The sequence below is a fragment of the Microcystis sp. BLCC-F209 genome (assembly GCF_041928595.1).
Taxonomy (GTDB): Bacteria; Cyanobacteriota; Cyanobacteriia; order Cyanobacteriales; family Microcystaceae; genus Microcystis.
In genome coordinates this window covers 17,107-38,785 of sequence record NZ_JBHFLL010000118.1, presented here as the reverse complement: position 1 = coordinate 38,785, position 21,679 = coordinate 17,107, and the positions used below count along the sequence as shown (strand labels likewise).

Below are 21,679 nucleotides of genomic sequence, written 5' to 3'. Positions count from 1 at the left end.
GCCCACCCCCCCCCTCGGCCCCGCGCCCCGCGCCCCCCCCGGTGCGCCCCCTCGGGCGGGGCCCCCTGCTGGGAATTATGAAATATGACTAATCACTTATGCATTGGGGGGTGGGGAGATGGGAATTATGAATTATGAATTATGAATTATGAATTGGGGGGGGGAAGTGGGGAAGTGGGGTGTAGGGTGTGGGGTGTGGGGTGTAGGGTGTGGGGAAGGAAACCTCTTTCATCTCTGGTGGTGAAAATTTTTTCAAGAAGACAATTGCTGTCAAACCAGCGAGCCGAGTATTTTGGATGTATTTGTACTTCCTTGATCTGTTTGTCTTTGAGTCTTTCAGTCAATGGGAATTTTAAGGAACCCATCCTTAACTTTAATCCTGGCAATAATCAGGGGGAAATGTCCGTCCGATCCAAAGCAGAACGTAGGTTGGGTTGAAGCATGAAACCCAACGCCCGATTATGTTACGCTACCGCTAACCCATCCTACAAATAATTGTGCCTCCCTACTTAACTTTAATCCTGGCAATAATCAGGGGGAAATGTCCGTCCGATCCAAAGCAGTCAGGGAGTTAAAAGTTTTCACTGTAGCTTTAGTGTATAGTGAAATATTCTCAACGTCAAGCCGTCCTAAAAGGCCGGGGTTTCAAACCGATTATTTTCGATGAAAAAATTAATTCTAGCCACGAGTAACCCGGGTAAATTAGCAGAGATAGGGGAATACTTAACCGATATCGACCTAGAATTGCAGTTAAAACCCGATGATTTAGAGATAGAGGAAACCGGGGCGACTTTTGCCGAAAATGCCTATTTAAAAGCTGCTCAAATTGCCCTAACTTTGGGAGAATGGTCGATCGCTGATGATTCGGGATTGGAAGTAACCGGGTTAGGAAATGCCCCGGGGATTTACTCGGCCCGCTATGGTAAAAATGATCGAGAAAGAATCGATCGCCTAGTCAGAGAATTAGGGGATAATCAAGATCGTTCGGCCCGTTTTGTCTGTGTAATTGCGATCGCACGTCCCGATGGTGAGATTGCCTTGAGCGCCACAGGAATCTGCACGGGAGAAATTCTCACCAGTCCTAGGGGTGAGGGTGGTTTTGGTTACGATCCGATTTTTTATGTCCCCGAATACGCTTTAACCTTTGCGGAAATGCCTCCCGAATTAAAAAGAAAAATTAGCCACCGAGGACGAGCTTTTGAGCAATTGCTGCCCCATCTCAAGACTCTCGCGGGTACAAATTCATTAAGGCTCTGACTTGTTCAGCATGATAAGAGCTTCTTGTCAAGGGACTCGCAACAATTTGTAAAAATCCCAGAGATTCCCCATATTCGCGCCAAGCGTGGAACTGTTCGGGGGTGACAAATTCCTGCACACCGAGATGTTTTGGCGATGGTTGCAGATACTGCCCGATGGTGAGAATATCACAATCAACGGCCCGTAAATCGCGCATTACTTGGCGCACTTCCTCGTCGGTTTCCCCCAATCCCACCATAATGCCCGATTTTGTGTAGGTAGCGGGAACAATGGCGCGAGCGCGCTGCAATAATTCCAGAGAACGCTGGTAATCACCCTGGGGACGCACACGACGGTAGAGACGGGGAACAGTTTCGGTATTGTGGTTTAAAACTTCAGGTTTAGCGGCAAGAATTAAAGCTAAAGCCTGCCAATTGCCACAAAGATCGGGAATCAGCACTTCGATGGTGGTTTTCGGAGAAATGCGGCGAATTTCCTCGATACAACGGACAAATTGACTAGCGCCCCCATCAGCCAAATCATCGCGATTGACAGAAGTGATCACTACATGATTAAGATCGAGACGTTGCACGGCTGCCGCTAGTCGCAGGGGTTCCGTGGAGTCTAAAGGTTGCGGTTTTTTCTCAAAATCGATATCACAGTAAGGACAGGCGCGAGTGCAAGCAGGACCCATAATTAAAAAGGTAGCCGTCCCCGCGTGGAAACATTCGCCGATATTGGGACAGGAAGCCTCCTCACAAACGGTATTTAAGCCTAAATCGCGTAAAACCTCCTTAACACTGCCGACTCGCTGCCATTGCGGTGCTTTCACCCGTAACCACTCTGGTTTTACCGTCACGCCTGAACTACTCCGATAATTTTTGCCTATATCTGTAATATCCTAGCAAGTCTCGACCCAATCAAGGCCGAATATGCTATGATAATTTAGCTAAAAACTTTCGGGATGTAGCGCAGCTTGGTAGCGCACTTCGTTCGGGACGAAGGGGCCGCAGGTTCGAATCCTGTCATCCCGATTAAAGACAATCAAGGGGAGAGGCAAAATAGGCTCTCTTGGGTTTGCTGGGTAAAATGTATTCTAGGATATAGTCCTGCTGGCGAGGGAGTGGAAAAAACTACTCCAGACACAGAGGACACAAAGATCGATCGCTCCTATATGGGTTAAACTGATCACACCAAGAATAAGAGAGTCCAAAATCTATCTTCTCTTTGATTATAACTACTTATTTACCTCCTCTAAGCCCATGTCTAGATTATTAATCAGCCAGTATCAGGCGGAAGTTGAGAAGATTGTCCAATATGGCGGCAGTCGCAAGGAAACTTCGATTAGAGTAGAACGTAGGTTGGGTTGAAGCATGAAACCCAACGCCCGCATGGGTTACGCTACCGCTAACCCATCCTACAAATAATTGTGCCTACCTACTTAACTACTTAATTTACCTCCTCTAAGCCCATGTCTAGATTATTAATCAGCCAGTATCAGGCGGAAGTTGAGAAGATTGTCCAATATGGCGGCAGTCGCAAGGAAACTTCGATTAGAGTCGCTTTTCAGAATTTGTTAAATGACTATTGCAAGGCGCGGGATTTTTTGTTAATTCCGGAGTTGGATTATCGCACTAAGTCGGGAAAAGTTGTCTATCCTGACGGGACGGTAAAGGATGCTTTACGGTTAGATTGGGGATATTGGGAAAGTAAGGATCAATACGATAATTTAGATGAAGAAATTGAGAAAAAGTTAGCGAAAGGCTACCCTAATGACAATATTTTATTTGAAGATTCCCAGACGGCGGTTTTAATTCAAGGAGGAGAGGAAAGACTGCGCGTCTCGATGCGCGATGATGAGGCTTTGGATGGGATTATTAATGCTTTTATCAATTATGTACGTCCGGAGGTTGAGGATTTTCGAGAGGCGATTGCTAGTTTTAAGGAAGATTTACCAACAATTTTAGAAGCGTTGCGGGGTTTAATTGCGTTGCAGTCGGAGACGAATCGGAATTTTGTGACAGCGCGGGACAAATTTTTAGAGATTTGTCGCAAGTCAATCAATCCAGAAATTAGTCTGGAAGATGTGCGGGAGATGATTATTCAGCACATCCTGACAGAGGATATTTTTATCAATATTTTTAATGAGTCCCAGTTTCACCGGGAAAATAATATCGCTAGGGAATTACAGGGAGTGATTGAAACTTTCTTTACTGGTAATACCAAGCGCAATACTTTAGGGACTATTGAACGTTATTATGCGGTAATTCGGCGGACAGCGGCGAATATTTATAACCACCACGAAAAGCAGAAGTTTCTCAAGGCGATTTATGAGAATTTTTATAAAGCATACAATCCGAAAGCGGCGGACCGGTTGGGAATTGTCTATACACCCAATGAAATTGTCCGTTTTATGATTGAAAGTGTCGATTATTTAGTCCACAAGCATTTTGGTAAGTTGTTGGCGGATCCAGGAGTAGAAATTTTAGATCCGGCGACGGGGACAGGAACTTTTGTAACGGAGTTGATTGAGTATTTACCGAAGGATAAGTTACGGTACAAGTATAAGCATGAGATGCACTGTAATGAGGTGGCAATTCTGCCTTATTATATTGCTAATTTGAATATTGAGTTCACCTACAAGCAGAAGATGGGTGAGTATGAGGAGTTTGAGCATATCTGTTTTGTGGATACCCTGGACCATGCTGCTTTTCATCTCAAGCAGATGGATTTGTTTGCCATGTCGGTGGAGAATACCCAACGCATTCAAAATCAAAATGACCGCAATATTTCTGTAATTATTGGTAATCCTCCTTATAATGCTAATCAGCAAAATGAGAATGACAATAATAAAAATCGGAAGTATCCTGCTATTGATAAGCGCATTAAGGATACTTACATCGAAGAGAGTACAGCGCAGAAGACAAAGCTATATGATATGTATTCTCGCTTCTTTCGTTGGGCTACAGATAGGTTAGGTGAAAATGGTATAATAGCATTTGTCACTAATTCGTCTTTTATTAATGCGAGAACATTTGACGGTTTTAGAAAAGTAGTAGAGAATGAGTTTAGTGAAATTTATATCATTGATTTAGGTGGAAATATTAGAGAAGGAGATAAAACAGGAAATGTCTTTAATATTATGGTGGGGGTTGCAATCACTTTTTTGATAAAAAAAGAAAATACCGATAAATCACCTTGCAAAATTTTTTATCATGAATTGTCAAACTTAGATACAGCTAATGCTAAACTTGGTTATATTTCTCGAACAAAAATATCTGACTTAAGCTTTCAACATATTTTTCCTGACAATCATTATAATTGGATTAATTTAAGTCAGAATGATTTTGATTGTCTGATACCATTGGTAAATAAGAATACTAAACTAGCCAAGTCTGATGCAGAAGAAATGGCAGTTTTTAAACTATTTTCATTGGGTGTAGTAACCAATCGAGATGAATGGGTGTATGATTATTCTGAGAAAAATTTATCATACAAAATGTCTTATTTTTTAGAAATCTATAATAAACAATTAGAAAAAATATCAAAAACAGCAAATGTTTTAGAAGAAAAATTATCCACTGAGATTAAGTGGACAAGAGACTTAAAAAAACAATTAACAAATAATAGTAAAATAAGTTTTGATGAGAATTGCATATTACCATCTCTATATAGAAGTTTTGTCTCAAAATATATTTACTGGGATAAATGTGTCAATGAAATGCAATATCAACTTCCACAAATTTTTCCTAAAATAAATACTCAAAACATAGTCATAATCTATTCTTTTGGTAAGAGATCTAATTTTGCTTTATTATCAATCAATAAAGTATTTAGCTTAGATATATTCTTGCCTAATGCTACACAATGTCTCCCCCTCTACCGCTACGACAAAGAAGGAAACCGTATCGATAATATCACCGATTGGGGATTGCAGCAATTCCAAAAACATTACAACGATAAAACCATCACCAAACTCGATATCTTCCACTACACTTATGCAATCCTTCACTACCCGGAATATCGCAGTAAATATGAATTAAACCTCAAGCGAGAATTTCCGCGACTTCCCTTTTATGATAACTTCTCTCAATGGGTAGAATGGGGAAGCAAACTAATGGAATTACATATCAACTATGAAACCGTCGCACCCTACCCACTAACCCGCATTGATACTAATAATAACCTCAAACCGAAAACTAAACTAAAAGCTGACCGAGAAAAAAATTCTATCAACCTCGATGATGTCACTTTCCTACAAGATATTCCCAAAATTGCCTGGGAATATAAACTCGGTAATCGTTCGGCCTTAGAATGGATTTTAGATCAATATAAGGAAAAGAAACCCAAAGATAAAACCATCGCCGAAAGATTTAATAACTATCGCTTCGCCGATTATAAAGAAACAGTAATTGACTTACTACAAAGAGTCTGCACTGTCAGCGTCGAAACCATGAAAATAATAGAAGCGATGAGACATTAAAAAGATTGCTTCCGGGAAATCTTATTCTACATTCTACACCCTGCCTCCAAGAAAAACTTTTTGCCGCAAACCCTAAGTAGGGAGGCATAATTATTTGTAGGATGGGTTAGCGGTAGCGTAACATGAGCAGGCGTTGGGTTTCATGCTTCAACCCAACCTACGTTCATCTTATATTTAATTCCACCCACCCACTTACTTTTTATCATTGTCTAAGTTGTTGTAGTTTTTCTGTCTCTTTTGCGGGTGGTTGTATAGTTTTTTTTGCGGGTTATTCCCAAGCGTTCGGCTATTCTTGCCACTGTCGCCACACTTAACACTATACCAGTTCTTTCTAGGAATAGTTTCGATAGTTGAGCAAGAGTTGCGTCATTATTTTCCTCAATTAACTCACCGAGGACGAGCATTTGTTCTGGCGTGAGTTTTAAATGACGTCCACATCGATAAGTCTTTGGTCGAACATCTCCTGTGTCTCGATATTGTTTCAAAAGCTTTTGTACAAAACTTAGGGTTACGCAGAATCTTTTCGCTAATTGTCTTTGAGAGATGGGTTCGTTATAATAACAGTCGAGGATTTTCTGACGGAACTCTACTGGATAGGATTTCATTTTTAGTGCGGTTTAGCTATCAATGACATTATACTTCATATTTGTGAGAAAGAAAGAAAATTGAGACGAGGCAACCCTACCCCCCCAACCCCCCCGACATCGGGGGGGCAACTCACCCACCGACATCGGGGGGGGCAACTCCCCAACCTACCGACATCGGGGGGCAACTCCCCAACCCACCGACATCGGGGGGGGCAACTCCCCAACCTACCGACATCGGGGGGGCAACTCACCTACCGACATCGGGGGGGGCAACTCCCCAACCTACCGACATCGGGGGGGCAACTCACCCACCGACATCGGGGGGCAACTCCCCAACCTACCGACATCGGGGGGGCAAGGGGAGATTCAGCTAATCTAAGGATAGGCGGTTAAGATGCGTCTTAGCTTAGTGGGTTTTCTGGCGCGACGCAAGCGATCGCTAAAGATGTTATTATCTAGGACAGTCAACTGAAAATTTCTGCAACTTTCCTAGCCACCGATGAGAGCGATCGCTAAAGATGATATTCTTTATATTCACCATGAGGATGTACCTGTTTATAAAAAAGGCGGTTCAGTGGTGAGAAATAGTTATTTTTGGGCGCTAAAATCGATCGCCTGTGGAGCGCGTCGGGGACAGGATTGGGAGTTCGATGCGGAGGTGTGGGTGGCGCTGGTGCGGATGTTGCTCTGTTTTGCCAATTCTGGCTATTTGGGGGATGGTGAGACAATTTTAGAGTTTACTGTCGATTGTCCCATTCCCGAACCTTTGCGGGGGATATCTACTTACTTATAGCTTCACTGAGATAGTTAGCGGTGGATTCCACCAGGGGAATAGTATTTTCGTATAACATTCGCGTCGGTCCGATAATGCCAACACTACCGACGGGAGTATCTCCCTGTTTATAAAAAGCGGAGATAAGAGTACAAGGGCGCATGGATTCCAGAGGATTTTCGGAACCAATGGTGATTTTGACTTTTTTAGCTGATTTTTCTGGTTCTGGTCTTTGTAAAATCAGGGGTAAAAGGCGATCCTGTTCTGCTTCCAATAGATGCAGTAACATTTGTACTTGTTGCCATTGGGCGAATTCTGGCTGTCGAATGACTTCAGCGACACCATGGACGATAATCTCCGGCGTGGCAGTGGATTGGAGACTAGCGCCGATTTCTTGGCTTAATTGTTGGAGAAAATGGGTATAACGGGTAAATTCTCGCTCGATTTGCTGCCAATCGAGGTTAATTAAATCTGCCAAGCAATAACCTTTTAATTTTTCCCCGAGAAAATTAGAGAGGATTTGTAATTCTTCTGCTAATCCATCCTTCTTGTCCGTTGCCATAGACTCAGGAATCTCTATCATAACCGAGCGTGTTTGTAAACTATCTGTAACAATAATTAACATGATCTGCCGGTCCGAGACGGGGACTAATTGCAGATGACGCAGGGTATTGGTGAGGGTGTGGGGGAGGGTAACGATAGCGATATAACCGCTTAAACCGGCTAAAAGTTGGGTGGCCCGTTGCAGCAGACTTTCGAGACTCCAAGCGGGAGATTTAGCCTTTTGATGCAGATAATAGCCGATTTTTTCGCCGATACGGTCATCGGGAGTCATTAACTCATCGACGTAGAGACGATAACCCCAATCGGAGGGAATGCGTCCGGAGGAAGTGTGGGGTTGATAGAGTAAACCTTCTTTTTCCAGTTTACCGAGAGCATTGCGAATCGTGGCGGAACTAACAGTAAATTTGTACTCCTCCAGCAGAGTTTTCGAGCCAACCGGTTCGGCCGTGGCGATATAATGTTGGATTGTGGCCTTTAAGATATGTTGATAGCGATCGCTGAGATGGTTTCTAGCGGACATAGGGGGATAATCTTAACAAAAGATTTATAACATTTTTTTAGACAGTATAACGCTTAATCAGTTATCAGTTATCAGTTATCAGTTATCAGTTATCAGTTATCAGTTATCAGTTATCAGTTATCAGTCATCAAGGTTCTTCGTTACTTGGTATGGTTCGATCGGGTGGCATAAATCGACTATATCCTTATCTGGCCAGAGATTTAATTGATTAGTTCGCTCTAGATCAAAAACAATTGACAAAAATCGCGGCAATGTCTGTCTCTATAAGGGTTTCATTCCTTATAACCCCGTCCATTGCAGAAGACAAACCGAAGGACCGTAATCAATGGGGAGAAGGGGGATAGTTTACCCCGCTCTTTTCCCGATGGAGGCGATCAAAATTAGTAACGGGGAATATTAGGATCGACGAGGAGGGAATAAGCATCGATGCCGCCGTTAATATTTTTAACATTAGTAAAACCCTGACTTTGTAGCCATTGGCACATTTGCAGGGATCTCATGCCATGGTGACAGATAACCAGGGTTTCCGCTTGGGGGTTGAATTGGCTGGCAATAGTGGGCGACCATTCTTGGTATTGACTCAAGGGTAAAATGGTAAAATTGGCTACAGATGCCATGGCAACTTCCTCCGGTTCGCGCACATCAATAAGTTGTAAATTAGGATCATGATCGGCTAAACGGAGAGCGAGTTCATGGACGCTAATTTCGGGAATGCTCATAGATTTGGTTTTAAGAATCGGTTATCTTTCCTTTAGAGTAGCAAATCGAGGGACCCTGAGCGGTTATCTGTGAACAGTGCCTAGGTTGTGATGATGGTGAGGAGAATTCTGAGGAACAAAAAAAGCGCATTTGTCCCCGGCTGGATTTCAGTTAAGCTTTGATCAGAGGTTATTGCAGGAGGGAGTTATTGATACCGAATAGATTCACCCAGATGTATTGCGCTGAAGCTATCTTTTCCCCAGTTTTTTATCCTCTGATTAATTTCTAATCTGTACTGCATTCTCTCCCTCTCCCCACCTCCCCACTTCCCCACTTCCCCACTCCCCACCTCCCACTTGATAATTCATAATTCATAATTCATAATTCCTCCCAGCTTATGATTCCCCTACAATTAACCCTGAAAAATTTTCTCAGTTATCGCGAGGCAGTGCTAGATTTTCGCGGATTACATACTGCCTGTATTTGTGGTGCCAATGGTGCAGGAAAATCCTCTTTACTCGAAGCAATTACTTGGGCAATTTGGGGAGAGAGTCGCGTCTCGATTGGTGATGATGTGATTCATGGGGGCAGCGATTATGCGCGGGTAGATTTCGAGTTTAGTTATGGGGGAGAAATCTATAAAATTATCCGTAGTCGTCACCGGGGGGGAAAAGCTTCTGGTTTAGATTTTCAGGTGATTAATGATCAGAGTTTTCGTCCTTTATCGGGTAAAAGTATTAAAGATACCCAAGCACAGATTAATACTTATCTAAAAATAGACCATAAAACTTTTATTAATTCTGCTTATTTACGACAGGGACAAGCGGACGAGTTTATGAAACAGCCTCCCAGTGGTCGTAAACAGATTTTAGCAGAATTATTACAACTCGATCGCTATGAAATTTTAGCGAATAAAGCTAAGGATATATCGAAACAATTTGATGGACAGTCCCTCCAGATCGAGCAGCAGGTAGAAACTATCAAACTCCGTCTTCAGGAGAAAAATTCTTATCAGCAACAGCTGCAAGAGTTAAATACCCAAATTGACCAAATTAATCAAGAACAAGAGGTAAATAATCGCCGTTTACAGCAACTACAAGGGGAAGAAAATCAGCGTCAGAATTGGGAAAAACAGCTGCAGTGGCAAAGAGAACAGGAGCGAGCTTTATTAGCAGAAATCGAGAGATTAGACCGGGAAAAAGTTAGTCTAGACAATCAATTAAATCAAATAAGGACTATTCTTCATCGCAAAAATGAAATCATTACGGCCCACGAGCGCCTAATCAATTTAGACCAGAAAGAGGCCAGTTTGTCAAGTCAATTACAAGCTTGGCAACAGGCCCAGTATGATAAACAACAATTAGAACAGAAATTACAGCAAAAAATTAACGAATTTACCCTTCCCATCCAACAAACGAGCGCTCGTTTAGAAGAATTGGGAAGACAGGAACAAGAAACTCAAAAAATTATCGAGCAAGCGGGGGATATTCAAGCAGGATTAGAGAAGTTAAATTATCATCGTCAACGTCTTCAGGAATTGGATAGATTAGCTTTAAAATATGCTCCTTTAAATAGCCGGAAAGCTGATTTAAATATGCAGTTGGAACGGGAAAAAGCCAGGATTAATGCTCGTCGGGAACAACTGCAAAGAAATCGGCAACAATTAGAGACAGAAATCGCTCGTATTCCTGTACTAAGAGAGGAAGCTCTCAATTTAGCCAAACGGATTAAGGAACTGGATAAAAAACAAACCTATTGTGAACGAGTTGAAGAAAAGGAAACTCTTAAACAAGTGGATAAAAAAAGTTTATTGGAGCAACAAAAAAGATATGAAGAACAACTTTTAGAGTTAACTGATAAATTGGAAAAATTAAATATTCCCGATTCGGTTTGTCCTTTGTGTGAACAGAATTTAGACAGTCATCACCGTCATCAAGTAATCAGAAAAACCCATCAGCATCAAGAACAAATTCAAGAGCAAATCTGGTCCCTACAGGAAGGGATGGCAGACTGCGATCGAGATTTAAAACGTTTACGGGAGGAATTAGCCCAAATTAAACAAGAATTGCCAGCAAGATCGAGCCTACAACAAAAATATGTGCAGTTAGAAGTTAAGTTAGAAACTATTGAAGAAAAGGAAATAGAACTAGAAAAAACCGAGGAGATACTTGTCCAGTTAGAAGCACTTTTAAGCAGTGGCAATTATGCCCTAGAATTACAGCAAGAATTACAAATTGTCAATCAAGAAATCGCCTTTTTAAACTATGATGAACAAAGTCATGCTTTAGTCAGAGGAGAAGAAAAAAGATGGCGTTGGGCAGAAATTCAAGAATCAGAACTTAAGCAAGCAAACCGTCGTTTAGCTAATATCAAGGCCGAGAAACCTAATTTAATTAATCAATTAGCTAGACTAGAACAGGAGAAACAAGAACTAGGTCAAAAATCCCCACTTAAACAGGAAATTGAACGCTTAGAAAAGCTTATTCAAAACTTAAATTATGATCGTGGTGAGCATCAGAATATTCAAAATCTGATCCGACAATTACAGGGAGTAAGATTACAGTATCAAGACTGGCAACAAGCAGAAAAAAATTATCCAGAAATAGCCGCTAAAATCGCTGACATTGAGCAAAGATTGCAGCTGCGAAATGAGGATCGCCAGAAGCTGAATCAGGAGTTAGCAAATATTAGTCAAAAGATTGGTACTTTGACCGACTATCGCCAAGAAATAGCCGCATTATCGACTAATATTCAACAGCGAAGACAGATAATTGATGGATTACTCTCCCAAAAAGGTCGGGTTGAGGAGAAATTACATCAACTAGAAACTTTAGGTAAACAACTGACAGAAAAAGAGGGCGATTTAGCTAAAGTTAAACAACAATATAGAGTTTATAAAGAGTTAGCTCTAGCTTTCGGCAAAAATGGTTTACAAACTCTGATGATTGAGAATGTTTTACCAGAGTTAGAAGCACAAACTAATCATATTTTAGCTCGCTTAACTGGTAATCAATTTCATGTACAGTTTTTAACCCAAAAAAGCGGTAAAGGTACTAAGAAACAGCAACAAAAGTTAATCGATACTTTAGATATTATTATTGGTGATACCCGGGGATCCCGTCCCTACGAAACCTATTCAGGAGGGGAAGCTTTTCGGATTAATTTCTCGATTCGATTAGCTTTAGCGAGATTATTGGCACAAAGAGCCGGAACAGCCTTACAAATGCTCATTGTTGACGAGGGATTCGGAACTCAGGATGCGGAGGGATGCGAGCGCTTAATTGCGGCAATTAACGCTATATCCGCCGATTTTGCCTGTATTTTGACGGTAACTCATATGCCCCAATTTAAAGAAGCTTTTCAACACCGCATCGAAGTCCGCAAAACCGAACAGGGTTCTCAATTAATGTTATTATCCTAGAAAAAATATTGATGTAAATATGGAAAAAATTACGGTAACAGTAAAACTATTTGCTATTTATCAAGAAGTCTATCAAACTTCACAATTAAACCTCGAATTTCCTGCCCACACTTCCGTGGCAGCAGTGTTAAACTATATTATAGCCCCCTATCCCCAATTAGAAAGATGGCGCGACGTTACTCGTTTTGGAGTTAATCTTCAGTTTGTTTCGGGAGAGAAAATCCTCGAAAATGGCGATGAGATAGTTTTAATTCCCCCCGTTAGTGGTGGCTAAATGGGGTTTGCTGAAAAAGTACGGGCGAAGCATTCGGATAGAAAATCTACGGTTTCACCGATAGGTTATTGTCCGAATGCTTCGCCCCTACAGGACGCGGGCTGATGAAGACGCAAGGTTTTGAAGCACGATTCTCTCAAAATCTTGCACCTGTGGGAGCGAGAAAAGCCACAAAACCCTTACCTTGCCTACATTTCACATTTATTCAGCAAGCCCTAAATGGAGATAGGGAAAATCACAAAAACTGCCACCTTTTTTACTTTTTCCCTGATATCCCGTGTCTAACTGGCAAATTCCCCCATCGGTGTCTCTTCCCCAAGAGTTTTTAAAAATAGTCCAAGACTACACCCCAGAGTCGAATGGCAGCGTCGTCGCACAAATATTATGGCATCGCGGTGTCCAAGATGAGGCGACTCTGCGGACGTTTCTGGATGAGAAAGCTTATCAGTCAAAAACTCCCTTTGATTTTGGGCAAGAAATGAACTTCGCCGTCAAAAGACTGGAAAAAGCCCTAAATAAAGGTGAAAAAGTGACTATTTGGGGTGATTTCGATGCCGATGGTGTCACCGCTACCAGTGTCCTCTGGGAAGGATTGGGACAGTTTTTCCCACCCTATCAACAGTTAGATTATTACATACCCGATCGCCAAAAAGAATCCCACGGCCTCAATTCTCCTGGTATCGAGAAACTAGCGCATCAAGGAACCAGTTTAATCGTCACCTGTGACACGGGAAGCACGAATATCGCCGAAATTGACTATGCAAACAGTCTAGGCATCGATATTATCATCACCGATCATCATACCCTACCCGACGAGCGCCCCGAGGTGATTGCCCTGATTAATCCCCGCTACTTTGTGGAAACCCATCCTTTCTATCATCTTTCTGGGGTTGCCGTTGCTTATAAATTAGTGGAAGCGATGTATTTAACCCTGGCAGATATTCCCAGAAAACCCCTAGAAAATTTACTGGATTTAGTTGCAATTGGTTTAATTGCCGATTTAGTCAAATTGACGGGAGAATGTCGTTATTTAGCCCAAAAAGGTATGCAAAAACTGCAAAATACTCAGCGTTTGGGAGTTAAAAAATTACTCGATTTATGCAACAAAACCGGAGATAGACCGATGGATATATCCTTCGGTATTGGACCGCGAATTAATGCCGTCAGTCGCATTTATGGCGATGCTAGATTTTGTGTGGAATTACTTACCAGTGAAGATGAAAAACGTTGTCACGAATTAGCTGAACAAGCGGAATTAGCCAACATTCGTCGCCAAGAAATTCAACGGGATATTATTAAACAAGTTCAGAAAAAACTAGAGAGAATTGATCTTTCTACCACTAATGTAATTATTTTAGATGATCCCCAATGGATGGCGGGAATTTTAGGATTAGTTGCGGGACAAATTGCCCAAGAATACCAACGACCAACAATTTTATTAAGTACCAGTGAACCACCTTTTGCTAAGGGTTCCGCTAGGTCAATTCGCGAGATCGATCTTTATCAATTAGTATCCTCTCAATCCCATCTTTTACATCGTTTTGGTGGTCATCCTTTGGCTGCGGGTTTAAGTTTAACTATAGAAAATTTACCACTATTTATTGAGGGAATTAATCAACAGTTGCGACGCACAGGAATTGATTTAACTTCCCTTTCTTCCCAGATAGAAGTGGATGCGGTGGTGACGGTTTCCCAATTGGGAAAAAGTCTATTTAGAGAATTAAAATTACTGGAACCCTGCGGGATGGGTAATCCGACACCGAAGCTATTAATTCAAAATTGTTATTTTCACAATCTTTGGCATAAAAATCTTGAGGATTTCAAAGGCAAAAAAATCGCTTATCCCCGGACAACTTTTGAGATTTGGGATAGTTCAATCGAGCAGGGTTTCCCCGGTATGTGGTGGGGTCATCACAAAGACGAAATTGCTGCTGATACCCGTTATGATGCTGTAGTTGAATTAGATTTTAATACCTACAAAAATCGCTATGAAGTGCGCTTAATTGCCCTGCAAACCTATCAACAAGAATACTTAAGCTATAGCAATAAAAAAGATTTTTTAATCGACAATCGCCATCGAGAAATTAGTCAAGAAGTTAGCCAATTAAATCCCCTTTTTCTCTGGGAATGTCCCCGGGATTGGACAAAACTTTCCAGGGAATATCAACAGGCAATTTTACGGGATAAAAAGTTAGTTCTTGCCTATGCTAGTCCTTTAAAAAAATCCGCTCACACCACATGGATAAACCTTGTGGGGATTGGGAAATATTTAGCTAGAACTAAAACCAGTATTTCCCGTCAACAATTACAAAACCGCTTAAACCTCAGTTATCATACCCTAGAATTAGGATTAATTTCCCTAGCAGAAAATGGCTTTAAAGTCAAGAAAAATCAAGAAAATTTATCCTTTGAATTAGTCAATCATGAGGCGAAAATTAATAAGATTGAACAATTTCTAGAAGCAGTAGCCCTAGAGAACTTTCTCCAGCAATACTTTGCTACTGTTCCCCTAGAAATACTGCAAACAATTCTTAATCATGAAGACTCGATCGATTTCTAGTTATAACCCTTATTTACTGATAACTGATAACTGATAACTGATAACTGATTACTGATTACTGATTACTCCTTGACCGAAGAATTTCGGAGGTTTTGCTAGGGTATAAACTTCCGTATTTTGTGCGATCGCTTGACGAATATAGAGAGGAGTTTGTAACATTCCGAGCAAAGTCATGCCATCAATTAAACGTAATCCTCCTGTAGTTGTATCGCTGATTAATTCATCCACCACCTCGGGATCGGGACGAGTATTTAAAGGATGATTAGCACAGAGAGTAAAACCCCAAGGGGAACCATAACTAGGAGTAGGAGCGCAATAGGAATGAACGTAGGGAAAAACTGCTTTTAAAGTATTCACCAAACGCGCATGATACATCACCGAAGGAGGAGAAACTGGGCCAGATTGGACAACAACAATGCCATTTTCGGCCAAAACTCTTTGTAGTTTTTCAAAGTATTCTTTCGTGAATAGGGGGAAAGAAGGACCCTCTCCGATGGGATCAACCAGATCAGAAATAATAATATCCCATTTATCGTTAGTGGTGTCTAAAACTTCTAAAGCATCGGCCACAACTAACTCAAAACGAGGATCATCAAAAGTGCCTTGGTGCATTTCGGGAAGATGTTCCTTACAAGCTGCTACCACATCCCCATCGATATCGATCATCATCACTTTTTCGATGGTTTTCCAACGCAATAACTCCCGCGTTGTCGCACCTTCACCACCTCCGAGAATTAAAGCAGTTTTTGGTTCTTGGTGGGCAATCATTGCCGGTTGCACTAATGCTTCATGATAAATAAATTCATCCCCCGTACAAGATTGCCATTTCCCATCCAGTACCAAGGCTTTTCCATAGGCCCCCGATTCAACAATATACATCTCCTGAAAAGCGGTTTTTTTGTAGGCTAAAATCCTGGAAACCCCATGACTATAAATGTCCCAGGGGGTAATATATTCGTTAACCCATAGATCCGCTTTTAGTTCACTTCCTGCCATAACTAATCCTCCTTGGGGTGAAAAAGGCACGATCCATCATTATACAACAATTGACAAAATTCGATCGATAATCTGGAATTATCTCCGGGTAATCCCGAAGCTGCCGATAATCGATCGCTGAAAAACGGTAAGCTAGAAAAGATTAGCAAACAGTAAACTTCTAGCCACTAACCTATGAGCAAAAACGAGACTACCGAGAAAAAGATTTTTCTCCTAGATTTTGAGAAACCCCTCTACGAATTAGAATCTCGCATCGAACAGATTAAAGAATTAGCCCAAGAAAATGGCGTGGATGTCTCGGAACAAATTGGTCAACTAGACGAACGAGCTAATCAATTACGTCGTGAAATTTTTAGCAATCTTACCCCTTCCCAAAGGCTACAATTAGCCCGTCATCCCCGGCGCCCCAGTACCCTAGACTATATTCAAGCCATCACCGATGAATGGTTCGAGTTACACGGTGATCGCTGTGGTTACGACGATCCTGCCCTTGTGGGTGGTGTTGCCCGTCTTAACGGTCGTCCCGTGGTGATTATCGGACATCAAAAAGGCCGGGATACTAAGGATAATGTGGCTAGAAATTTCGGCATGGCTGCCCCCGGTGGTTATCGTAAAGCCATGCGTTTAATGGAACACGCCCATCAGTTTAATCAGCCAATTTTAACCTTTATTGACACCCCCGGCGCCTGGGCGGGGGTGGAAGCGGAAAAATTAGGTCAAGGAGAAGCGATCGCCTATAATCTTCGGGAAATGTTCCGTTTAGATGTGCCGATCATTTGTACTGTTATTGGCGAAGGTGGTTCCGGCGGTGCTTTGGGTATTGGTGTTGGCGATCGCCTATTAATGTTAGAGCATTCTGTCTATACCGTGGCGACTCCCGAAGCTTGTGCCGCCATTCTCTGGAAAGATGCCAAAAAATCCGATAAAGCAGCAGTTGCCCTCAAAATTACCTCAAAAGATTTAAAAGAGTTAAATATTATCGATCAGATCGTTCCTGAACCCTCCAGAGGAGCCCATGCTGATCCGATTAAAGCGGCAGCCAATTTAAAAGCCGCTATTAGTGACAATTTAGAGACTTTATCTTTGTTAACACCCCAACAACGGCGCGAATCTCGTTATCAAAAATTCCGCAATTTAGGCGTATTTTTAGAGGCTACAGCTTAATCAGTGATCGGTGAGCAGTTATCAGATGTGAGTTTTCAGTGATTAGTTTGTTTTGTAGATTTGGAAGATTTCAGCTTCAGTTTAAGGGTTGCACCGACAAAGCTATAATATTGATGGCAGGTTCAAAGACACACCAAATGAAACGGGACGAGGTGCTGGCAATTCTAGAGGCACACCGAGAACAGTTACAAAAACTAGGGGTGAAATCTTTGTCTTTATTTGGTTCAGTGGCCAGGGATGAAGCTGATGCCGATAGTGATGTAGATTTGTTAGTAGAATTCGATCGACAAGGTGGTTTTTTTCAACTTCTGCAAGTACAGTATTATTTAGAAGATATTCTGGGATGCTCTGTGGATTTAGGAACTCAGGATGCCTTAAGAGAACATTTACGGGAACCTGTGCTTGAGGATCTGATCAATGCCTTCTAGAGATTGGCGACTTCGCCTTCAAGACATTTTAGAATCTATCAGTGAAATTGAACAGCGAACAAAGGCAATGACGTTTGAGGAATTTGCCAAGAATCAAACAAATATCAAAGCGGTTCTCTATGATTTTATTATTATCGGAGAAGCAACTAGAAATGTACCGAAGGAAATTCAGTCTCGCTATCCTCTTATTCCTTGGCGTTTAATGGCAGGAATGAGAAATGTTGCAACTCACGAATATTTTCAAGTTAATTTAAGTAGAATTTGGGCAACAATTCGAGAAGATTTGCCGACCTTAGTACCACAACTACAAGAAGTATTGTCAAGGGAAAAAAAAACAGAATAGTTGCGGGGCATTTGTCATATTTATCGGGCAATTTAGCCTACTTTTGTGGTTTCTTTTTCGCTGGATTGGGAGGGTTTTAGTTTGCCCTTGAGGTTTGAAGCTGCACCAAGAGTAGCGGGGGTGAGGAGTGCTTGAGTCCTACGCCCCCACAGAACAACTAATATGTAGTAATGTCGGGGCGCAATTGACACCATGATGTCGAGAGAGTCGATTAACTGGCGCTAACTTCAGCAGGATAAACGCTAACTTGACGGCGACTTTTATCCTTGTATTCAAATTTGACCACACCATCAATTAAAGCGAATAAAGTATCATCGCCACCACGACCGACATTTTTACCCGGGTGAACTTTAGTACCCCGTTGACGGATGAGAATATTTCCCGCTTTTACCACTTGACCACCGTAGCGCTTAACGCCTAGGCGTTGGGAACGAGAATCGCGTCCGTTGCGGGTACTACCCGTACCTTTCTTATGAGCCATAATTTCTCTCCAAATGCTTTTTTGATTCTAAAAGTTATTCTTCTTCATCGCTACTATCTTCCACAACTTCAGCGACGGAGGTAGCAGCAGTGGCGACTAGGGTTTTACCGTTATAATTGATTGAATCAATCATAAAACGGGTAATTTCTTGACGATGACCGCGTTTTTTACGGGTTTTCTTTTTCGGGCGCATTTTATAGACAATAACTTTTTTGCCCCGACGATGTTGTATGACAGTGCCTTCGACGGTGGCCCCTTCGATAAAGGGCTGACCGATGCTAATATCATCCTCATCATGGATTAATAGCACTTTGTCGATGGTATGGGTACTTTGTTCATCGACGGGAAGAAGTTCGATATCGTAATAGCGACCGGGTTCCACCCGAATCTGTTTGCCACCGGTCTCAATAATCGCGTAACTCATAAATTTTCTGCGCTCGTTTTGCCGTACAGGTAGCCGAAAAAAATTCCAGCTTTTGTGCTAATGTCTTCACCTGATCCGAGCAGGAATTGACACAATTTACTATCATCTAATATTCGGGGGGCAATTGTCAAGCTTTTAGCCCACCGATTCGCTATATACTAAAAATAATCTTACAAAAAGCTCAATTAAACCGTTATGGAACAGTGGGAAAGCAGAGGACACCTGTTAACCGAACAAATTAACCCAAACAGCCTAAATTTAGACCAATTAAACCCGCTCGAATTGGTGGATCTGTTCAATCGCGAGGATGCCCAAACCCTAAAAGCGATCGCCATGGCCCGGCAAGAATTGGCCCTAGCAATCTCCCTGACCGGTCAAGCTCTGGCTAAAGGTGGCAGACTCTTTTACATTGGGGCGGGAACCAGTGGCCGGCTGGGGGTTTTGGACGCGGCCGAATGTCCTCCCACCTTCTGCACTCCCCCGGAATTGGTACAGGGAATTATTGCTGGTGGAGCGGCGGCGCTGGTGCGTAGTTCCGAAGATTTGGAGGATAAAGCGGAAGATGGGGCGGCCGTGATTGCCCAGCGAGAAATTCACGAATTAGACGTGGTAGTGGGGATTACCGCCGGGGGTACTACCCCCTACGTTCACGGGGCTTTACAGGCGGCAAAACAGCGAGGTGCGACGACGATTGCCATTAGTTGTGTCCCCGCCGAACAGGTGGAAATCGCGGTGGATGTGGATATCCGCTTATTGACCGGACCAGAACTTCTGGCCGGCTCCACCCGTCTGAAAGCGGGAACGGTGACGAAAATGGCTTTAAATATCCTTTCCACAGGGACAATGGTAATGTTAGGCAAGGTGTACGGCAACCAGATGGTCGATGTGGCTGTTACTAATCATAAACTCCATGACCGCGCCCTGCGGATTATCTGTAACCTTAGCGATATTAGTCGTGAGGAAGCGGCTATTTTGCTGGAAAAAAGTGGCCGCCGGGTTAAACTGGCTTTGTTAATGCAGAAAACGGGACTTTCGGCGGCGGCAGGACAAGAATTGTTACAAAAGCATCGAGGGCAATTACGGGCTGCCCTGCAAGCTTATAATCAAATTGATTGATAAAAACCTATTGATTTTGACTTTCCTATGGTTAATATTTCTTCGGAAATTGCTGCGGTCGCTGTTATTTTCCTCGTCGCTGGTGCTATCTTGACTTGGAGTTTTTATCGAGCTAAACCCTACGGCCAACTGGGAATTTTACCTTGGTTACAATCCTTGGTACTAATCGCTCCTTGGTTAATTTTTTTCGGGCTATTTGCGGCGGGAATTTATCTCAATCTAGCGGTAATTCTCTTTTTACTGGTTGCTTCCACCATTATCTATATTTATTTGGGCAACCGTTTACGCTTACTCAAAACCAATCAGATAATTGAACCGAAAGTTAACCAGGCAGTTAGCCAGTCCGTTACTCCTCTAGAAATCCAGGCAGCGGTGACAGCAATTGTGCCGGATGTGATGCCAATTTCCGAACAGGATCTAAAAGTTATTCAGAGTATTTTTGGGATAGATACTTTTTTTGCCACCGAGACTATCTCTTTTCAGGAAGGGGCAATTTTTAAAGGCAATTTACGGGGAGAACCAGATAGCGTTCACTCTCGCTTAACCCAGAAATTAAGTAATCATTTTGGCGACAAATATCGTTTATTTCTGGTGGAAGGAACCGAGGAAAAACCTGTGGTAATTATCCTTCCCAAAACTAACGATCCTAGTCCTGCCACTCTTGCTCAAAAAAATCTCTCTTTAGTTTTGTTAGTCGCCACCATTGTCACTAGCTTAGAAGCGGCGGGAATTTTATTGGGTTTTGATTTGTTTAGTAATTGGCAGAGATATCGAGAAGCAATTCCCCTGAGTTTGGGTTTATGGTCGGTATTAATTGCCCACGAAATCGGTCATCTAATTATCGCTAAACGCCATAATGTTCGTCTCAGTTTACCCTATTTTCTTCCCACTTGGCAGATTGGTTCTTTTGGGGCGATTACTCGTTTTGAATCTTTATTACCTAACCGCAGTGTTCTATTTGATATAGCTTTCGCTGGTCCTGCTTTGGGCGGTTTGGTTTCTTTAATCTTGTTAATCGTTGGACTGACTTTATCTAATTCGGCCAGCCTTTTTCAAATCCCTAGTACCTTTTTCCAAAGTTCAATTTTAGTGAGTTTTTTAGCGCGGATAGTTTTGGGCGACGAGTTACAAAATGCCGTTATCTCCGTGCATCCTTTAACTGTTATCGGTTGGTTAGGATTGGTGATTACCGCCCTTAATTTACTGCCTGCTGGACAGTTAGATGGTGGCAGAATTGTTCAGGCTATTTATGGTCGCAAAATTGCCCGCCGCACCACTGTGGCCACTTTGGTCATTTTGGGCATTATTTCCTTAGTTAATCCCAGTAATCCGATTCCTCTCTATTGGACAATTTTAGTCGCTTTTTTACAAAGAGAGTTGGAAAGACCGAGTTTAAACGAGTTAACCGAACCCGATGACACCCGCGCCGGTTGGGGTTTATTACTACTCTTTTTAATGTTGGCGACTCTGATTCCTTTAAGCCCTAGTTTAGCGGGACGGTTAGGCATCGGTGGCTAAATACTTCCCCGAAATTCTTGCCATTGATTGCCGTCAAAAAAAAGCTTGACAAAAACTCAAGTCTTGACTTATAATTTTCTTATAATGGGAATC

The 21,679-nt window shown here is 42.2% G+C and carries 18 protein-coding genes, 1 tRNA gene and 1 pseudogene; 12 read left to right on the top strand and 8 right to left on the bottom strand.

Annotated elements, in window-relative coordinates; genetic code table 11:
- Positions 1 to 663: 663 nt before the first annotated feature.
- Complete coding sequence (gene rdgB, locus ACE1AQ_RS07665; RefSeq protein ID WP_110543676.1) at positions 664 to 1,257, top strand: RdgB/HAM1 family non-canonical purine NTP pyrophosphatase; 594 nt, start codon at positions 664 to 666, stop codon at positions 1,255 to 1,257.
- On the opposite strand, the gene lipA is transcribed toward rdgB, so the two are convergent.
- A complete protein-coding gene (gene lipA / locus ACE1AQ_RS07660; RefSeq protein WP_110543673.1) occupies positions 1,220 to 2,125 on the bottom strand; it encodes a lipoyl synthase in 906 nt (301 codons plus the stop codon). The genes rdgB and lipA overlap by 38 nt on opposite strands.
- A gap of 71 nt (positions 2,126 to 2,196) precedes the next feature.
- Here lipA and ACE1AQ_RS07655 point away from each other — a divergent pair.
- Positions 2,197 to 2,270 (top strand) — tRNA-Pro (locus ACE1AQ_RS07655).
- A gap of 437 nt (positions 2,271 to 2,707) precedes the next feature.
- Complete coding sequence (locus ACE1AQ_RS07650; protein WP_110543671.1) at positions 2,708 to 5,719, top strand: type ISP restriction/modification enzyme; 3,012 nt, start codon at positions 2,708 to 2,710, stop codon at positions 5,717 to 5,719.
- 209 nt (positions 5,720 to 5,928) lie between these two features.
- Here the strand turns inward: ACE1AQ_RS07650 and ACE1AQ_RS07645 are convergent, their stop codons facing one another.
- A complete protein-coding gene (locus ACE1AQ_RS07645; RefSeq protein ID WP_061430537.1) occupies positions 5,929 to 6,324 on the bottom strand; it encodes a transcriptional regulator in 396 nt (131 codons plus the stop codon).
- Between the two features lie 481 nt (positions 6,325 to 6,805).
- On the opposite strand from ACE1AQ_RS07645, the gene ACE1AQ_RS07640 reads away from it, so the two are divergent.
- Complete coding sequence (locus ACE1AQ_RS07640) at positions 6,806 to 7,099, top strand: hypothetical protein (RefSeq protein WP_002760270.1); 294 nt, start codon at positions 6,806 to 6,808, stop codon at positions 7,097 to 7,099.
- On the opposite strand, the gene hrcA is transcribed toward ACE1AQ_RS07640, so the two are convergent.
- Both hrcA and ACE1AQ_RS07630 read right to left on the bottom strand, forming a co-directional pair.
- A complete protein-coding gene (hrcA, locus tag ACE1AQ_RS07635; RefSeq protein ID WP_106909483.1) occupies positions 7,086 to 8,162 on the bottom strand; it encodes a heat-inducible transcriptional repressor HrcA in 1,077 nt (358 codons plus the stop codon). The genes ACE1AQ_RS07640 and hrcA overlap by 14 nt on opposite strands.
- 380 nt (positions 8,163 to 8,542) lie before the next feature.
- Positions 8,543 to 8,881, bottom strand: coding sequence for a rhodanese-like domain-containing protein (locus ACE1AQ_RS07630; protein ID WP_002760272.1), 339 nt, complete (start codon positions 8,879 to 8,881; stop codon positions 8,543 to 8,545).
- A 377-nt stretch (positions 8,882 to 9,258) separates the two neighbouring features.
- Between ACE1AQ_RS07630 and sbcC the strand changes: the two genes are divergently transcribed.
- From sbcC to recJ, 3 genes are all read left to right on the top strand, one after another.
- A complete protein-coding gene (gene sbcC / locus ACE1AQ_RS07625) occupies positions 9,259 to 12,282 on the top strand; it encodes an exonuclease subunit SbcC (RefSeq protein WP_110543668.1) in 3,024 nt (1,007 codons plus the stop codon).
- Between the two features lie 19 nt (positions 12,283 to 12,301).
- Entirely contained in the window at positions 12,302 to 12,556 is a 255-nt protein-coding gene (locus tag ACE1AQ_RS07620; protein ID WP_046662990.1) for a MoaD/ThiS family protein, read from the top strand.
- 277 nt (positions 12,557 to 12,833) lie between these two features.
- Positions 12,834 to 15,116 carry a single-stranded-DNA-specific exonuclease RecJ gene (recJ, locus tag ACE1AQ_RS07615; RefSeq protein WP_110543666.1) on the top strand — a complete coding sequence of 761 codons (2,283 nt, stop codon included), beginning with the start codon at positions 12,834 to 12,836 and terminating at the stop codon, positions 15,114 to 15,116.
- Between the two features lie 48 nt (positions 15,117 to 15,164).
- Here the strand turns inward: recJ and ACE1AQ_RS07610 are convergent, their stop codons facing one another.
- Positions 15,165 to 16,112: a fused MFS/spermidine synthase gene (locus ACE1AQ_RS07610; RefSeq protein ID WP_106909480.1), complete on the bottom strand. Its 948-nt coding sequence runs from the start codon at positions 16,110 to 16,112 to the stop codon at positions 15,165 to 15,167.
- 174 nt (positions 16,113 to 16,286) lie between these two features.
- Between ACE1AQ_RS07610 and accA the strand changes: the two genes are divergently transcribed.
- The 3 genes from accA to ACE1AQ_RS07595 all read left to right on the top strand — a co-directional run bounded on the left by accA (position 16,287) and on the right by ACE1AQ_RS07595 (position 18,047).
- Entirely contained in the window at positions 16,287 to 17,276 is a 990-nt protein-coding gene (gene accA / locus ACE1AQ_RS07605; RefSeq protein ID WP_008196969.1) for an acetyl-CoA carboxylase carboxyl transferase subunit alpha, read from the top strand.
- 137 nt (positions 17,277 to 17,413) lie between these two features.
- Positions 17,414 to 17,704 (top strand): nucleotidyltransferase family protein, encoded by a 291-nt coding sequence (locus tag ACE1AQ_RS07600; RefSeq protein ID WP_002736589.1) that lies wholly within the window; start codon positions 17,414 to 17,416, stop codon positions 17,702 to 17,704.
- Positions 17,694 to 18,047, top strand: coding sequence for a DUF86 domain-containing protein (locus ACE1AQ_RS07595; protein ID WP_008196973.1), 354 nt, complete (start codon positions 17,694 to 17,696; stop codon positions 18,045 to 18,047). Before ACE1AQ_RS07600 ends, ACE1AQ_RS07595 begins: the two co-directional genes overlap by 11 nt.
- A 32-nt stretch (positions 18,048 to 18,079) precedes the next feature.
- Here ACE1AQ_RS07595 and ACE1AQ_RS07590 read toward each other — a convergent pair.
- From ACE1AQ_RS07590 to rplU, 3 genes and pseudogenes are all read right to left on the bottom strand, one after another.
- Positions 18,080 to 18,175, bottom strand: a pseudogene (locus tag ACE1AQ_RS07590) (PEP-CTERM sorting domain-containing protein); the annotation flags it as partial.
- 83 nt (positions 18,176 to 18,258) lie between these two features.
- A complete protein-coding gene (rpmA, locus tag ACE1AQ_RS07585) occupies positions 18,259 to 18,528 on the bottom strand; it encodes a 50S ribosomal protein L27 (RefSeq protein WP_002744094.1) in 270 nt (89 codons plus the stop codon).
- A 34-nt stretch (positions 18,529 to 18,562) separates the two neighbouring features.
- Entirely contained in the window at positions 18,563 to 18,952 is a 390-nt protein-coding gene (rplU, locus tag ACE1AQ_RS07580) for a 50S ribosomal protein L21 (RefSeq protein WP_008196982.1), read from the bottom strand.
- A 195-nt stretch (positions 18,953 to 19,147) separates the two neighbouring features.
- On the opposite strand from rplU, the gene murQ reads away from it, so the two are divergent.
- Entirely contained in the window at positions 19,148 to 20,068 is a 921-nt protein-coding gene (gene murQ / locus ACE1AQ_RS07575; protein WP_008196984.1) for an N-acetylmuramic acid 6-phosphate etherase, read from the top strand.
- Between the two features lie 27 nt (positions 20,069 to 20,095).
- Positions 20,096 to 21,586 carry a site-2 protease family protein gene (locus ACE1AQ_RS07570; RefSeq protein WP_110543664.1) on the top strand — a complete coding sequence of 497 codons (1,491 nt, stop codon included), beginning with the start codon at positions 20,096 to 20,098 and terminating at the stop codon, positions 21,584 to 21,586.
- The last annotated feature ends 93 nt before the right edge of the window (positions 21,587 to 21,679 follow it).

Bases quoted from the DNA above. Each gene is read 5' to 3' on its own strand.
- rdgB (WP_110543676.1), top strand. From the start codon at position 664: ATGAAAAAATTAATTCTAGCCACGAGTAACCCGGGTAAATTAGCAGAG.
- ACE1AQ_RS07650 (WP_110543671.1), top strand. From the start codon at position 2,708: ATGTCTAGATTATTAATCAGCCAGTATCAGGCGGAAGTTGAGAAGATT.
- ACE1AQ_RS07645 (WP_061430537.1), bottom strand. From the start codon at position 6,324: ATGAAATCCTATCCAGTAGAGTTCCGTCAGAAAATCCTCGACTGTTAT.
- ACE1AQ_RS07640 (WP_002760270.1), top strand. From the start codon at position 6,806: ATGAGAGCGATCGCTAAAGATGATATTCTTTATATTCACCATGAGGAT.
- hrcA (WP_106909483.1), bottom strand. From the start codon at position 8,162: ATGTCCGCTAGAAACCATCTCAGCGATCGCTATCAACATATCTTAAAG.
- ACE1AQ_RS07630 (WP_002760272.1), bottom strand. From the start codon at position 8,881: ATGAGCATTCCCGAAATTAGCGTCCATGAACTCGCTCTCCGTTTAGCC.
- sbcC (WP_110543668.1), top strand. From the start codon at position 9,259: ATGATTCCCCTACAATTAACCCTGAAAAATTTTCTCAGTTATCGCGAG.
- ACE1AQ_RS07620 (WP_046662990.1), top strand. From the start codon at position 12,302: ATGGAAAAAATTACGGTAACAGTAAAACTATTTGCTATTTATCAAGAA.
- ACE1AQ_RS07610 (WP_106909480.1), bottom strand. From the start codon at position 16,112: ATGGCAGGAAGTGAACTAAAAGCGGATCTATGGGTTAACGAATATATT.
- accA (WP_008196969.1), top strand. From the start codon at position 16,287: ATGAGCAAAAACGAGACTACCGAGAAAAAGATTTTTCTCCTAGATTTT.
- ACE1AQ_RS07600 (WP_002736589.1), top strand. From the start codon at position 17,414: ATGAAACGGGACGAGGTGCTGGCAATTCTAGAGGCACACCGAGAACAG.
- ACE1AQ_RS07595 (WP_008196973.1), top strand. From the start codon at position 17,694: ATGCCTTCTAGAGATTGGCGACTTCGCCTTCAAGACATTTTAGAATCT.
- rpmA (WP_002744094.1), bottom strand. From the start codon at position 18,528: ATGGCTCATAAGAAAGGTACGGGTAGTACCCGCAACGGACGCGATTCT.
- rplU (WP_008196982.1), bottom strand. From the start codon at position 18,952: ATGAGTTACGCGATTATTGAGACCGGTGGCAAACAGATTCGGGTGGAA.
- murQ (WP_008196984.1), top strand. From the start codon at position 19,148: ATGGAACAGTGGGAAAGCAGAGGACACCTGTTAACCGAACAAATTAAC.
- ACE1AQ_RS07570 (WP_110543664.1), top strand. From the start codon at position 20,096: ATGGTTAATATTTCTTCGGAAATTGCTGCGGTCGCTGTTATTTTCCTC.